12 protein-coding genes and 1 pseudogene are annotated in these 13,144 nt (G+C 74.3%); 3 read left to right on the forward strand and 10 right to left on the reverse strand.

The window, feature by feature from the left end:
- A pseudogene (locus AB0G14_RS24860) lies at nt 1–94 on the forward strand (NADH-quinone oxidoreductase subunit H); the annotation flags it as partial.
- Nucleotides 95–111: 17 nt separating this feature from the next.
- Here AB0G14_RS24860 and AB0G14_RS24865 read toward each other — a convergent pair.
- The 5 genes from AB0G14_RS24865 to AB0G14_RS24885 all read right to left on the reverse strand — a co-directional run bounded on the left by AB0G14_RS24865 (nt 112) and on the right by AB0G14_RS24885 (nt 5,476).
- Nucleotides 112–1,401, reverse strand: coding sequence for a sugar ABC transporter substrate-binding protein (locus AB0G14_RS24865; protein WP_357701212.1), 1,290 nt, complete (start codon nt 1,399–1,401; stop codon nt 112–114).
- A gap of 215 nt (nt 1,402–1,616) precedes the next feature.
- Nucleotides 1,617–1,904, reverse strand: coding sequence for a GlsB/YeaQ/YmgE family stress response membrane protein (locus tag AB0G14_RS24870; protein ID WP_357701214.1), 288 nt, complete (start codon nt 1,902–1,904; stop codon nt 1,617–1,619).
- Between the two features lie 327 nt (nt 1,905–2,231).
- Nucleotides 2,232–2,519 (reverse strand): GlsB/YeaQ/YmgE family stress response membrane protein, encoded by a 288-nt coding sequence (locus AB0G14_RS24875; protein ID WP_357701216.1) that lies wholly within the window; start codon nt 2,517–2,519, stop codon nt 2,232–2,234.
- Between the two features lie 364 nt (nt 2,520–2,883).
- The gene (gene lepA, locus AB0G14_RS24880) at nt 2,884–4,761 is read right to left on the reverse strand and encodes a translation elongation factor 4 (protein WP_357701218.1); all 1,878 of its coding nucleotides are present in this window, start codon (nt 4,759–4,761) and stop codon (nt 2,884–2,886) included.
- A gap of 178 nt (nt 4,762–4,939) precedes the next feature.
- Nucleotides 4,940–5,476, reverse strand: a complete 537-nt coding sequence (locus AB0G14_RS24885; protein ID WP_357701220.1) for a DUF4240 domain-containing protein — start codon at nt 5,474–5,476, stop codon at nt 4,940–4,942.
- Between the two features lie 112 nt (nt 5,477–5,588).
- Here AB0G14_RS24885 and AB0G14_RS24890 point away from each other — a divergent pair, with 112 nt between their 5' ends.
- Together AB0G14_RS24890 and rpsT are read left to right on the forward strand one after the other, a co-directional pair.
- Nucleotides 5,589–6,575: a phosphotransferase gene (locus tag AB0G14_RS24890; protein WP_357701222.1), complete on the forward strand. Its 987-nt coding sequence runs from the start codon at nt 5,589–5,591 to the stop codon at nt 6,573–6,575.
- 298 nt (nt 6,576–6,873) lie between these two features.
- Nucleotides 6,874–7,140, forward strand: a complete 267-nt coding sequence (rpsT, locus tag AB0G14_RS24895; RefSeq protein ID WP_091104033.1) for a 30S ribosomal protein S20 — start codon at nt 6,874–6,876, stop codon at nt 7,138–7,140.
- A 170-nt stretch (nt 7,141–7,310) separates the two neighbouring features.
- Here the strand turns inward: rpsT and AB0G14_RS24900 are convergent, their stop codons facing one another.
- The 5 genes from AB0G14_RS24900 to AB0G14_RS24920 all read right to left on the reverse strand — a co-directional run bounded on the left by AB0G14_RS24900 (nt 7,311) and on the right by AB0G14_RS24920 (nt 13,124).
- Nucleotides 7,311–7,751 (reverse strand): hypothetical protein, encoded by a 441-nt coding sequence (locus AB0G14_RS24900; protein ID WP_357701225.1) that lies wholly within the window; start codon nt 7,749–7,751, stop codon nt 7,311–7,313.
- Nucleotides 7,748–8,728, reverse strand: a complete 981-nt coding sequence (gene holA / locus AB0G14_RS24905; protein ID WP_357701293.1) for a DNA polymerase III subunit delta — start codon at nt 8,726–8,728, stop codon at nt 7,748–7,750. Before holA ends, AB0G14_RS24900 begins: the two co-directional genes overlap by 4 nt.
- A gap of 123 nt (nt 8,729–8,851) precedes the next feature.
- Nucleotides 8,852–11,257, reverse strand: a complete 2,406-nt coding sequence (locus AB0G14_RS24910; protein ID WP_357701227.1) for a ComEC/Rec2 family competence protein — start codon at nt 11,255–11,257, stop codon at nt 8,852–8,854.
- 41 nt (nt 11,258–11,298) lie between these two features.
- On the reverse strand, nt 11,299–12,231 hold the full coding sequence (locus tag AB0G14_RS24915) for a ComEA family DNA-binding protein (protein ID WP_357701229.1): 933 nt from the start codon (nt 12,229–12,231) through the stop codon (nt 11,299–11,301).
- A gap of 125 nt (nt 12,232–12,356) precedes the next feature.
- Entirely contained in the window at nt 12,357–13,124 is a 768-nt protein-coding gene (locus AB0G14_RS24920; protein ID WP_357701231.1) for an SDR family oxidoreductase, read from the reverse strand.
- Nucleotides 13,125–13,144 lie beyond the last annotated feature (20 nt).

The following is a 13,144-nucleotide window of genomic DNA, read 5'->3' on the forward strand; positions in this document are numbered from 1 at the left end:
GACCTACCCGCTGCTCGGCGGCCTGCGCTCCACCGCCCAGATGATCTCGTACGAGGTCGCGATGGGCCTGAGCATCGTGGCGGTGTTCATGACACGCCTCGGTCAGCGTGGTCACTTGGCGTTGAGGATGCTTTCCATCTCCGCGGCCGCGTCGGCGGTAGCCTTCTCGACCGTCTTCTGACCCTTCATGACCGAGCTGTTCATCGCCTGGGTCACCGTCTTGGTGCGGCTGACCTCCACCCACTTCGGGGTGAGCGGCGTGAGCTTGGTGTTCTGCATCGTGGTGGCGAACGCCGCCATGATCTTGTCGCTGGCGTACTTGTCGCCACCGACCAGGTCCTTGTAGACCGGGAAGAAGCCGAGGCTGTCGGCGAAGGCCTGGTCGTTCTTCTTGCTCAGCAGCACGGTCAGGTAGTCCCACGCGAGGTTCTGCCGCTCGCTGTCCTTCCAGATCGCGATGTCGGAGCCGCCGGCGAAGCCGGGCGCGGCCTTGCCGTCCGGGCCGGGGATCGGGAACGTGCCCCAGACCTTCTCGATCTCCGGGTTGTCCTTCTTGATGGCGCCCTGCTGCCAGCTGCCGCCGAAGGCCATCGCCGCGTTGCCGGTGGCGAACTGGGTCCGGGCGTCGATCTCGTTCCAGCCCGCGGCGGCCGTCGGCGCCACCTTGTGCACCGTCACCAGGTCGGTCCAGAACTTGACGGCCTTCTGCGCCTCCGGCGTGGTGTAGCCGGACTTCCAGGTGTCGCCCTGCTGGGTGGCGATCTCGGCGCCCGCGCCCCAGAGGAACGAGTAGAACGGCAGCTCGGAGTTGCCCGGCAGGGCGATGCCGTACTTGCCCGGCTTCTTGGCCTGCACGGCCTTGGCGGCGGCCACCAGCTCGTCCCAGTTCGTCGGCGGCTTCACGCCCGCCTCGGCGAACCAGTCGGTGCGGTAGTACATCGCCCGGACGCCGGCGTACCACGGCACGCCGTACTGCTTGCCGTCGAGCTGGGCGTTCTTCACCAGGTCGGGGAGGATGTCCTTGCCCTCGGCCCAGCCGTTCATCTTGTCGGTGACGTCGGCCAGCGCCTCCTGCGCCGCCCAGCCCTGGGTCTCGGTGTTGCCCAGCTCGGTGACGTCCGGCCCCTCACCGCCGGCGAGGGCGGCCTGGAACTTCTTCGGCGCCTCGAGCCAGGGGATGTACTGGACCACCACGTCGGTGTCCGGGTGCTTCTGCCGGAACTCGGCCTCGACGCCGTCGAGGAACTTGGTCTGGGCCTCGCTTCCCTCGCCCATCATCCAGACCGTCAGCTTGCTGTTGTCTGCGGCCTTCTCGTCATCGGAGCCACCGCAGCCGGCCAGCACCATCGCGGCCGAGGCCACGACGGCGGTGACCGGGGCCAGCCGCTTCCACCTGTTCACGCCATATCTCCCTCGCGCCACTTGGCACTAACCTTCTCCGCCGCACCTTAGTAGGAAAAAATCCTTTACGACAGTGGGCGGTCAGGCGGAAGAGAGGCGACGGTACCGCAGGGGAGGATCCTGCGGGGGTCGCCACCAGGGCGAATCCGGTCGTACCCACGCGAACGGGCGCCCGACCTGCCGGTCGGGCGCCCGTCGAGTCCAGGCTGTGATTGTTACCGGTGGGTGATGCTGCGGCGACGACCCACGCCGGCGACCAGCGCCACGGCGATGGCGGCCAGCACGACCTGGACCAGCAGCTCCCCCCAGTCGATACCGGCGGTCTCGGTGGCGATGCCCACCGCCCGAGCCAGGACGGTGCCCAGCAGCGCGGCGCCGACACCGATCAGCATGTGCAGCCACATCGGCATGTTCTGGCGGCCCGGCACGAGCAGGCGACCCAGAGCGCCGACGATCAGACCAACGATGAGCGCAGTGATGATGCCCCAAACGGTGAGCTCCACGTCGCCCTCCTTCTGATGAAAGAAATGAGTTCCACGTTCTGTGGTGTTCCTGTCGTGACCGATAGGTTCCCTGCCCGCCACAGCCCCAAACCGGCTTTCCGGGACACCGGATGGCCCGCCCGCCCAGACGGGACGCCGACCGCGAAAAAGGGCCGGGCCGGGCGGCGTCACGGCCCGGAATGCGGAGTCCGGACACGTGCTCACGCGGGCCGCGCGCCCACCGGTCGGCCCCGCCCGGGGGCGTCCGGGAGGCCGACCGGACCGTCGGCGGACGCGAAACGGGCGCCCGACCCGGTGGTCGGACGCCCGCCGAACGCGGTGCGGGGGTTACCGGTGGGTGACGCTGTGGCGACGACCCACGCCGGCGACCAGCGCCACGGCGATGGCGGCCAGCACGACCTGGACCAGCAGCTCCCCCCAGTCGATACCGGCGGTCTCGGTGGCGATGCCCACCGCCCGAGCCAGGACGGTGCCCAGCAGCGCGGCGCCGACACCGATCAGCATGTGCAGCCACATCGGCATGTTCTGGCGGCCCGGCACGAGCAGGCGACCCAGAGCGCCGACGATCAGACCAACGATGAGCGCAGTGATGATGCCCCAAACGGTGAGCTCCACGTCGCCCTCCTTCTGCGAATAATCAATTCCACGGTCTGTGGTGTTCCTGTCGTGACCGCAAATGTGCCCGGGTCGTGGAAAAGCCAAACCGGCTCGCACTCGGACAGGCGGCGTCGGCTGTCAATGGCCCGCCGCGGCGAATACCGCCCGCGGAACCGTCCACGCAGGTGGCGGCCCGTCCCGTCGCGGGTCGGCCCGTCCTCGGGGCGGGCCGCAAAAATTCTCCGGACGCGAACGGCCGGCGCCCCGGCCCGGGCGGGACCACCGAGGTCCGCTGCCCGGCCGGGGCGCCGGCCGTCGTACGTCGTCATCCGCCGGCGATGGCGTTGAAGCTCACCGGGGTGCCGTGCGGACCGGCGGCGCGTCACTTCTTGCCGGGGGCCTTGCCGTCCCCCGAGTCGGACGAGAGCGCGGCGATGAAGGCCTCCTGGGGGACCTCCACGCGGCCCACCATCTTCATCCGCTTCTTGCCCTCCTTCTGCTTCTCCAGCAGCTTGCGCTTGCGGCTGATGTCACCGCCGTAGCACTTGGCGAGCACGTCCTTGCGGATCGCGCGGATGGTCTCCCGGGCGATCACACGGCTGCCGATGGCCGCCTGGATCGGCACCTCGAACTGCTGGCGCGGGATCAGGTTGCGCAGCTTCGCCGCGATGGTGACCCCGTAGTTGTACGCCTTGTCCTTGTGCACGATCGCGCTGAACGCGTCCACCGGCTCGCCGTGCAGCAGGATGTCGACCTTGACCAGGTCGGACGACTGCTCGCCCGAGGGCTCGTAGTCCAGCGAGGCGTAGCCCTTGGTGCGGCTCTTCAACTGGTCGAAGAAGTCGAAGATGATCTCCGCGAGGGGCAGCGTGTAGCGCAGCTCCACCCGGTCGGCGGAGAGGTAGTCCATGCCGAGCAGGCTCCCCCGGCGGCCCTGGCAGAGCTCCATCACCGCGCCGACGTAGTCGTTCGGGGTGAGCACGGTGGCGCGCACGACCGGCTCGTACACCTCGGCGATCTTGCCCGTGGGGTACTCGCTCGGGTTCGTCACGACGATCTCCTGGCCGTCCTCCGTGATGGCCCGGTAGACCACGTTCGGCGCGGTCGAGATCAGGTCGAGGTTGTACTCGCGCTCCAGCCGCTCCCGGATGATCTCCAGGTGCAGCAGGCCGAGGAAGCCGCAGCGGAAGCCGAAGCCGAGCGCACCCGACGTCTCCGGCTCGTAGTCGAGCGCGGCGTCGTTGAGCTTGAGCTTGTCGAGCGCCTCGCGCAGGTTGGGGTAGTCGGAGCCGTCGATCGGGTAGAGGCCCGAGTAGACCATCGGCTTCGGGTCCTTGTAGCCGCCCAGGGCCTCGGTGGCCGGCCGGGAGTTGATGGTGACCGTGTCACCCACCCGGGACTGGCGGACGTCCTTCACGCCGGTGATCAGGTAACCCACCTCGCCGACGCCGAGCGCGTCGGCCTTCACCATCTCCGGCGAGATGACGCCGATCTCCAGCAGCTCGTGCACGGCGGCGGTGGACATCATCTTGATCCGGTCACGCGCGCTGATCCGCCCGTCGATGACCCGGACGTAGGTGACCACGCCCCGGTAGACGTCGTAGACCGAGTCGAAGATCATCGCGCGGGCGGGCGCCTCGGCGTCGCCGACCGGGGGCTTGAACTGCCGGACGATCTCGTCGAGCAGGTACGGCACGCCCTCGCCGGTCTTGCCGGAGACCCTGATGCAGTCCGCCGGGTCGCCGCCGATGAGGCGCGCCAGCTCCTCGGCGTACTTCTCCGGCTGGGCGGCCGGCAGGTCGATCTTGTTGAGCACCGGGATGACGTGCAGGTCGTTCTCGAGCGCCAGGTAGAGGTTCGCCAGGGTCTGCGCCTCGATGCCCTGGGCGGCGTCGACCAGCAGGATCGCGCCCTCGCAGGCGGCCAGCGACCGGGACACCTCGTAGGTGAAGTCGACGTGGCCCGGAGTGTCGATCATGTTGAGCACGGCGGTCTCGCCGGCCCGGTCACCCTCCCGGACGGTCCAGGGCATCCGGACGGCCTGGCTCTTGATCGTGATGCCGCGCTCGCGCTCGATGTCCATCCGGTCGAGGTACTGCGCACGCATCTGCCGGGGGTCGACCACGCCGGTGAGCTGCAGCATCCGGTCGGCCAGGGTCGACTTCCCGTGGTCGATGTGGGCGATGATGCAGAAGTTCCTGATGCGCGCCGGGTCGGTGGCACCAGGAGCGTTCGCGCCGGAATCGAGCGTCGGTGGCACAGCGGTCCGTTCTGGTCGGCTGACGTGAGCGGGCCGGCGCGACGCCGGCCCCCTCTATGCTCCCACGTCGCCGCCGCGCGCCCGCTGCGCGGGCGATCCCCGCCGCCGAGGATCGCCTGCGGACCCCACGCCGGGCCCGCCGGCGCACGGCGTCACTGCCCCGACGCCCCGGCCGGCGTCACTCCGCGGGCGGCTCGACGAAGAGGGCGGCGAGCCGGGGCAACCGCCGCCTGGCCTCCTCCTCGTCGTCGAAGTCCCAGAGGTCGTTGAGGTCCGGCACCGGCGCCGGCTCCCGGTCCGCCGGCAGCTCGGTGGCGGTGGCCCTGCGATAGGCGTCCCACGGCACCGCCAGCATCTCCTCGGCCGAGAACTCCTCGCCGCTGAGCGCCGCCGCCCGCACCTGCGGCAGCCCGGCCAGCGAGTCCGGGTCGCCGACGGCGCGGGCGAAGACCTCGCGGCCCTGGGCCATCAGCCAGCCCCGGAAGTGGTGGAAGCCCTCGTCGGACACCCCGCCGTTGATCAGGTAGGCCGCACCCCAGAGGTCGGCCTTGTGCGAGGCCGACAGCACCCGGGCCTGGTGGCGGGCGTACCCGACGATGTCGTCCGGGTCGCGCTCGGCGAGCAGGGCGACGGCCCGCGCGGCGACCGCGTGCGGCTCTCCCCCGCCGCCCACCCGGGCCCGGTCGATCAACTGCCAGAAGTCGTCGGTCCTCATGGCCTGGCAGTCTGGCAGACCGCGCCGCCCGTCTGGCCGCAGCGGGAACACCCCGACGAGTCGCGGCCCGTGTCACAGGGCACCGTGCCTCGTGCCCGTGCAGCATGGTGGCATGACCCCGACGTTCCCGCCCCCGGTGCCGTACCACGCCACCGCCCGCCGGCCGGCGTGGGAGACGCTGCCCGCGGCCCTGCGCACCGCGATCGCCGCCCGGATCGGCGCCCCGGTGGTCGCCGCCCGCGTGGCCGGCGCCGGCTTCACCCGGGGCTTCGCCGCCGTCCTCACCACCGCCGCCGGGGATCGGGCCTTCGTCAAGGCCGCGTCCGCCGCCGAGCAACCGCGCCTGCTCGACTGGTACGCCCGGGAGGCCGCGATCCTCGACCGGCTCCCGGACGGCCTGCCGGCTCCCCGCCCCCGCTGGACGCTGTACGAGGCCGGCTGGTTCGCGCTCTGCCTGGACGCCGTCGACGGCCACACGCCCCGGCTGCCCTGGGACCCGGCCGAGCTGACCGCCACCCTCGCCGGGTACGCCGAGGTCGCCGCCGCGCTGGCCGCGCCCCCGGCCCCGCTGGCCGCGCTCGGGCTGCCCCACCTCGCCGACCTGGCCCGCGAGGACATCCTCTGGTGGGGCGAGGTGGCCGCCGGCCGGGAGCCGTCGCCGCCGCTGCCCGAGCGGGTGCGCGACCGCCTGCCCGACCTGGTCGCGCTGGAGTCCCGCCTCCCCGGGTACGCCGCCGGGGCGAGCGGCCTGATCCACGGCGACCTCCGGCTGGACAACGTGCTGATCGACGGGACCGGCCGGGCCTGGCTCTGCGACTGGACCTGGCTCTGCCACGGCCCCGCCTGGTTCGACCTGGCCAGCCTGCTCCTCACCGCGTACGCCGGCGGCCTGGACGCCGACGCGCTCTTCGCCCGGCATCCGGCGGCGGCGGGCGCGCCCCCGGACGCGCTGGACGTCACGCTGGCCGCCCTGTCCGGCTACTTTCTCACCACGGCCGCCTCGGCACCCGCGACGGCGTCGCCGCACCTGCCGGCGCACCAGCGGTGGAGCGGCGAGCAGTCACTCGCCTGGCTCGCCCGCCGGCAGGGCTGGGCCTGACCTCCTGTGCCCTCGGCCGGCACCGGGCCTCTCCGCACGCGCCGGCCGGACTCCCCGCCCCGGCTGCCCGTGCCCGGCCGGTGTCCGGCTCCCGACCGGCCCGTGCCCGACCGGCCCGTGCCCGACCGGCCCGTGCCCGACCGGCCCGTGCCCGACCGGGCACGCCTCACCAGGGCCTGGGCGGAGCCGTTTTGGCTCGTCCCGGGCGACCTGGTAACCTGGCTTTTCGCGCAGCGATGACGCATGCTCGTCGCGCGCAGAAGCAGACCAACCCGAGCTATCAAGACGAGGCTGTCGCGTGGCGAACATCAAGTCCCAGATCAAGCGCAACCGGCAGAACGAGAAGCGCCGGCTGCGTAACAAGTCGGTCAAGTCGTCGCTGAAGACCGCCGTCCGGAAGTTCCACGAGGCCGCGGAGGCTGGTGACGTCGAGAAGGCCACCATCCTCATGCGCGACGCCTCGCGCAAGCTGGACAAGGCGGTCAGCAAGGGCGTGATCCACTCGAACCAGGCCGCGAACCGCAAGTCCGCGATCGCCAAGCGCGTGGTGTCGCTCTCCGCCTGACGCGGCGACCTCAGACCTGACCGGAAGCCCCGGGCACTCCCCGGGGCTTCCGGCTGTCTGCCCCTTCTGCGTTCCGCACCACCACCCGGCCGGGAGAACCCGGCCGGGCTTCCGGCGTGCCGAGGATCACGGCCGAGCGGGCCGACGATCACGGCTGGGCGGGCCGACGATCACGGCCGAGCGGGCCGACCGGTCTCCGTCCCGTCACCGGCCGCCCGCGCCACCGGCTCGGCCGTGACGACCACGCCGGGCACGCTGTGCGTGATCCAGTCGACCCTGGCCCGCCCGACCACGGGCTCCATCTGCTGGCGGAAGCGGTCCCGCTCCTGCTCCGGTACGAGGGCCGCGGACCGGACCACCATGGCGGCCACCATGTCGTTGAGCTTCACCATCACCGCCACCGTCGCGGGCAGGATCAGCACCGCCCACCAGGTGACCAGCTCGGCGAGGGCGAGCAGCGCGGCGAGCGCGACGGCGCCCTCGAAGAAGAGGAAGCAGAGCACCCCGCCCGGGTTGACGACGCGCAGCCCGAGGACCCGGGCGTAGAGCGGCCGGTAGCGCTCCTCGTCGGCGGGGATCGTGGCCCACGAGCCGCGAAGGGCTCCGCTCACCGGGCGCCACCCTGCCGGGCGGCCGCGACCGAGAAGACGGCCCGCTCCAGCGCGTACGCCCGGTCGTCCGCCCCGCCCTTGACGGCCGCGTTGCACTCCGCGGCGGCCCGCATCGCCTCGACCAGGCCCTCGGGCGTCCATCCGCGCCCCTGGCGCTGCGCCCGCTCGATCTTCCACGCCGGCATGCCCAGGCTGCTCGCCAACTGGTAGGGGCTGCCCCGCCCGGCGGACGCGACCCGGGCCACGGTGCGTACGCCGTCGGCAATCGCGTCGGCGATCGGCACCGGGTCGACCCCGACGTGCAGCGCCCAGCGCAGCGCCTCCAGGGCAGCCGGCACGTCGCCGACCATGGTGGCGTCGGCGACCGTGAAGCCGCTCACCTCGACCCGGCCCCGGTAGTAGCGGGCGACCGTGTCAGCGCCGATCCGGCCGTCGGTGTCGGCCATCAGCTGGGAACAGGCGGCGGCCAGCTCGCGCAGGTCGTTGCCGACCGCCGCGATGAGCGTCTCGGCGGCGTCGTCGGTGCACTTCCCGCCGGCACGGCGGATCTCGTCGCGGACGAACGCCACCCGGTCGCGGTGCCCCTTGAGCTTGGCCGCCGGCACGACCGTCGCGCCGGCCGCCTTCAGCCCGTCGGCGAACGCCTTGCCCTTGGCCCCGCCGAGGTGCAGCACGACGAGCTGCACCTCGGGGTCGGGGTTCTTCGCGTACGCCAGCAGGGCCGCCACCAGGTCCTTGCGGGCGTCCTGGCCGGCGCGGAGCACCAGCACCCGCCGCCCGCCGAAGAGGGAGGGGCTGAGCATCTCGGCGATCTCGCCGACGGTCAGGGCGCCGGCCTGGTACTCGCGGACGTCCACGTCGGGGTCGACACTGCGGGCCCGGGCGACGGCTTCGGTGACCGCGCGCGTGGCGAGCAGCTCCTCGTCGCCGAGGACGAGCAGAATGGGAGCGAGGCTGGCGGCGGTCACGCCGCCCATATTCGCACGGCCGGCGGCCCGATCCAGCCTGCTCATCCGCACTGTGACGGCAGAGCCCGCACTCAGTGCAAATCCAGACATTTATCTCAGTACACCGCCAAAGCCGAGAATTGACATCGACTCCTACGGCTGCCGCCCCGGCGGGGTGCCGCGCGTCACGACCGCGAGGCCCGACCGGCCGAGCACCGCCGCCACGTCCCCGTCGGTGTCGGTACGCAGCACCCGCGCCCCGCCCCGGGCCAGCCGCCCCAGCACCGCCGGGTGCGGATGCCCGTACGTGTTGCCGACCCCGACCGGCACCAGGGCGACCGCCGGGCGGACCGCGTCCAGGAAGGCCGGATCCTGGTAGGCGGAGCCGTGGTGCGCCACCTTCAGCACGTCGGCCCGCAGCCCGCCCGGCACGGCGCTGTCGAGCAGCGCCCGCTGCTCCTCGGTCTCGGCGTCGCCGGCGAGCAGGATCCGCACCCCGGCAACCGTGGCGAGCAGCACCAGCGAGTTGTTGTTCGGGTCCGACCGGGTGCCCCGCAGCGGGTGGGGCGGACCGACGACGACCAGGTCGAGCACGCCCTCCCGGTACCGCCAACCGGCCCGGCCGGCGACCACCTCGGTCGAGTGCGCCGCCGCCTCGGCGCGGACGAGGTCCCGCCCGGCCGCCGGCTCCGCCCACTGCGGAGCGAGCACGGCGTCCACCGGCCGTCCCCGGAACACGCCCGCCACACCGCCCGCGTGGTCGACGTGGAAGTGGCTGAACACCAGCAGCGCGACCTCGCGTACGCCGAGCCGGCGCAGACAGCCGTCCGCCGCCGCCGGATCCGGCCCGGCGTCGACCACCACCGCCCGGCCCGGGGCGACCGGCAGCACGACGGTGTCGCCCTGGCCGACCGCGCAGGCGGCGACCACCCAGTTCGCCGGGGGCCAGCCGGGGGCCGCCAGCCGCACCGGCAGCGCGCCGGCCACCACCGCGACGACGACCACCGCCACCAACCGGCGGACCACCGGGCGTCGGGCGGCCACCAGCAGCGCGACGGTCAGCCCGGCCAGCAGGAGGGCCCCGGGAACCCCGCCCGGCCACGGCAGCGTCCCGGCCGGCAGCCGCGCCCCGTGCCGCGCCACCGTGACCAGCCACCAGGCCGGCCAACTGGCCAGCCACGCGAGGAACTCCGCCCCGGCGGGCCAGACGGGCGACACCGCCGCCGCCAGCACCCCGAGCACCGTGGCGGGCGCGATCGCCGGCACCGCGAGCAGGTTCGCCGGCACGGCGACCAGGCTCACCGTGCCCGAGATCCCGGCCACCACCGGGGCGCAGGCGAGCTGCGCGGCGGCCGGCACCGCCAGTGCCTCGGCGAACCCGGCCGGCACGCCGCGGCGGCGCAGCCCGTCGCGCCACCTCGGAGCGAGCAGCAGCAGGCCGCCGGTGGCCAGCACGGAGAGCGCGAAGCCGGCGTCACCGGCCAGTTCCGGGTCGAACAGCAACAGCACGGCCACGCCGGCGGACAGCGCGGGCAGGGCCGCCCGGGGACGCCCGGCCGCCAGCGCGGCCAGCCCGATCGCGCCCATCGTGGCGGCCCGCACCACGCTCGGCGAGGGGCGGACCAGGACGACGAACCCCACCAGGGCCAGCCCGCAGAGCCCGGCGGCCAGCCAGGGGCCGGCCCGCGCCCAACGGGCCAGCAGCAGCGCGCCGCCGACGACGATGGCCACGTTGGAGCCGGAGACGGCGTTCAGGTGGGTCATGCCGGTGGCGAGGAAGTCCTCCTCCACCGTGGGCGGCAACCGGCTCGTGTCGCCCACGACCAGGCCGGGCAGCAGGCCGCCCTGCTCGTCGGGGAGCGGCGCGCAGGCGCGTTGCAGGCCGGCGCGGAGCGCCCCGGCCGCCCGCTGCGACGTCGGCGCCGCACCGTGCCGCTCCGGCGGGCCCGCCGCGCTCAGCACGGCGGCCGTCAGGTCCCCGCCGCGCGGGACGGCCAGCCTCCCCTCGGCGGTCAGCCGCTGCCCGGGCAGCAACCCCTTCCAGCCCGGGTCGGTGGCGAGGACCAGCACGCGGACCGGCGCGACGACCCGCCGCCCGTCCGGGCCGGTGACCCCGGTCAGCTCGCTCGGCACGAGCATGGTGGCCGGCCGTCCGGCGACACCGCGTACGGGGCGGGGGTCGTCGCGGACGACCAACTCGGCGGTGACGACGGCACGCTCCTCGACCAGTGCGCGTACCGGCCCGGCGTCGCGGAGGGACACCCGGGCGGCGGTCGCCGTCGCGCCGCAGACCACGCCGATCAGCACCGCGACGGCGATCCAGCCGTAGCGCCGGGCGGGGGCGGACGGCCGGCCGAGGACGCCGACGAGGTGGAGCCCGGCCAGGCCCGCCACCCCGGCGGCCACCGCCGCCAGCAACAGCGTCACGCCGGCGGTCAGGTGCAGCCCGGCCAGCGCGGCGAGCCAGGCCGCCACGGCCAGGCCGGCCAGCCGCAGGTCCGGCTCCTCCGCCGGCCGGCGCCCCGCAGCACCCGGCGTGCCGCCGACGGCGGCCGTCACCGGCGACGGTCCCTCGGCCCGCGCCGGCGGTGCGCCCGCCGTCACACCGTCACCAGGTCCTTGAGCTGCTCGTACCGGGCGTCGCCGATGCCGTCGACCTGGCGCAGGTCGCCGACCGAGCGGAAGCCGCCCTGCTGGTCGCGGTGGGCGAGGATGCGCTGGGCGAGCACCGGACCCACTCCGGGCAGGGCGTCGAGCTGCGCGAGCGTCGCGGTGTTCAGGTTGAGCCGGCCGCCCGCGCCGGGCGCCGCTCCCGGCGCCCCGCCGGGAGCGGCGCCGGGCGGTGGTGCCGCGCCCGGCGCGGCGGCGACGCCGACCAGGATCAGCTCCCCGTCGGTGACCTTGCGGGCCGGGTTGAGCAGGGCCACGTCCACTCCGGGCAGCGCCCCGCCGGCCGCCTCGACCACGTCGGCGACCCGCGCGCCGGCCGGCACCCGGACCAGCCCGGGACGGCGTACCTTGCCGGCGACCGCGACCACCAGCTCGCCGGCGGGGGACGCCCCCGGCTCCACCGGCCCGGTCGCCGACACCACGGGCGGCTCGGCGGTGGCCACCGGCCGGACCGGCTCGGCCTGCGGTCGGGACCGCCAGGCCCAGAAGCCGGCGCCGAGCACCACCAGCACGGCGACGACGGCCAGCGCCCGCACACCCCGCCGCCCGGGATCGAACGCGCCCGGCCCCGGCAACCGGGAGGACGTCGCCGCCGTGGTCCCGGGCGGCGGATCGGATTCCGGCGGCGCCGTCCGCCCGGCCGGGGCCGGGGCGGGGGCGGGGGCCGGCGCCGACCGGAACGCCGCAGCGGTGTCGGGACCCGACCCGGGCCACGACTCCGGGTCCGTCCCGGCCGGTGCCGGCGGAGACCATTCGGTGTGCTCGGCGAACCGGGCCTCGCGCGCCGGCCTACCCGCCGAGGGCGGGCCCGTCACCAGCCGGCGCAGCCGTTCCCGGACCACCGTCTCCTCGTCGTCTGACACGACGCGAGGCTAGGACCGCGGTGGCCGTCCGGAGGGGGTCGCGAGGCCGGCTGTGGACGGCGCGGCCCCCTGTGGACAACCGCCTGATCATGCCCAAGCTGTGCTAAGCCCCGGAAAGCCGCAGGTCAGCGCGCCTCCGGATCCGGACCGAAGACCGACCGCCCCCCGTCGACCGGCAGGGTCACCCCGTTGACGAAGCCCGCCACCGGCGACAGCAGGTACGCGACGGCCTCCGCCACCTCCTCCGGCCGGCCGATCCGGCCGACCGGGTGCAGCCGGGTCAGCTCGGCGTCGATCCACTCCGCCGCGGCCGGCTCCTGCCCGGCCAGGAAGGCGGCGTGCCGTTCGGTGGCGATCGAGCCCAACGCCACGGTGTTGGTCCGGATGCCCCGCGGGCCGTACTCGACGGCCAGCGACCGGGTCAGCCCCTCGACGGCGGCCTTCGCGGTCGCGTACGGCAGGCAGCCGGGCACCGGCCGCCGAGCCTGGTGGGAGGAGACGTTCACGATGGCTCCGCCCGTGCCGGCCGCCAGGTAACGGCGCACCGCCGTCGCCGCACCGACCACGGCGGGACGCAGGTTGCGCCCGATCAGGTCGAGCACCTCGCCGACCGGATCGGCGTGCAGCGAGGCGTCCCGGAACACCGCCGCGTTGTTGACCCAGCCGGTCAGCGGCCCGGTCTCCTCGGCGAGGTCGGCGGCCCGGGCGGCGACCTGCTCATCGCCGGCGTCACCGACGACCGCCGCCAGCCGGTCGGCGGCCGGGTGCGCGGTCAGCCAGGCCACCGCGTCGGGATCGTGCTCCACGACCACGACCGCGTCCCCCGCGCCGAGGAGCCGCTCCACGACCGCCCGGCCCACCCCGCGCCCGCCACCGGTCACCACACAGGACATCGCATCCTCCCCGATTCCGT

This window comes from Micromonospora sp. NPDC023814, from assembly GCF_040639595.1.
Lineage (GTDB): Bacteria > Actinomycetota > Actinomycetes > Mycobacteriales > Micromonosporaceae > Micromonospora.